At 63.7% G+C, this 812-nt stretch carries 1 protein-coding gene; it reads left to right on the top strand.

What is annotated here, in order from left to right; translation table 11 throughout:
• Positions 1 to 812: AAA family ATPase (locus G8767_RS35235; protein WP_166814284.1), on the top strand; the 812-nt coding region annotated here is incomplete at both ends.

The raw sequence follows: 812 nt of genomic DNA, 5'->3' as shown, positions 1-812 counted from the left end.
CACGAGAGGGTCGTCGGTCAGGACGAGGCGGTGCAACTGGTCGCGGACGCGGTGATCCGGGCGAGGTCCGGTATCCGTGATCCGCGCCGGCCGATCGGTTCGTTCATTTTCCTGGGCCCGACGGGCGTGGGAAAGACCGAGCTTGCAAAGACGCTGGCCAGCGCCCTATTCGACAGTGAAGACAACATGGTGCGCCTCGATATGAGCGAGTACCAGGAACGGCACACGGTGAGTCGGCTCATCGGTGCACCTCCCGGGTACGTCGGGTACGACGAAGGTGGCCAGCTCACCGAGGCGGTGCGGCGTAAGCCGTACTCCGTGGTGCTCTTCGACGAGATCGAGAAGGCCCACGCCGACGTCTTCAATACCCTGCTGCAGGTGCTCGACGACGGCCGGATCACCGATTCTCAAGGCAGGCAAGTCGATTTCCGGAACACGGTGATCATCATGACCTCCAACATCGGATCCCAGCATCTCCTCGAGGGGGTCACAGCCGACGGCGAAATCAAGCCGGACGCCCGGGAGCGGGTGCTGGCGGAACTGCGCGGGCATTTCCGCCCCGAATTCCTCAACCGGGTCGACGACATCGTGTTGTTCTCCCCGCTCACGCTGCCCCAGATCGAGTACATAGTGGAACTGCAGCTCGCCGATCTTCGGAACAGGTTGTCGGAGCGCCAGATACACCTGGATATCACGCCGGAGGCACGCCGGCTGATCGCCGAACACGGTTTCGACCCTGTCTACGGTGCGCGGCCGCTGCGCCGGTACATCGCCCACGAGGTCGAGACCAAGATCGGTCGTGCGCTGTTGCG

It is taken from the genome of Rhodococcus sp. IC4_135 (assembly GCF_011602025.1).
GTDB lineage: Bacteria > Actinomycetota > Actinomycetes > Mycobacteriales > Mycobacteriaceae > Rhodococcus_F > Rhodococcus_F baikonurensis.
Note: the sequence above shows the minus strand (reverse complement) of the source record. Positions and strands in the feature narration are given on the sequence as shown.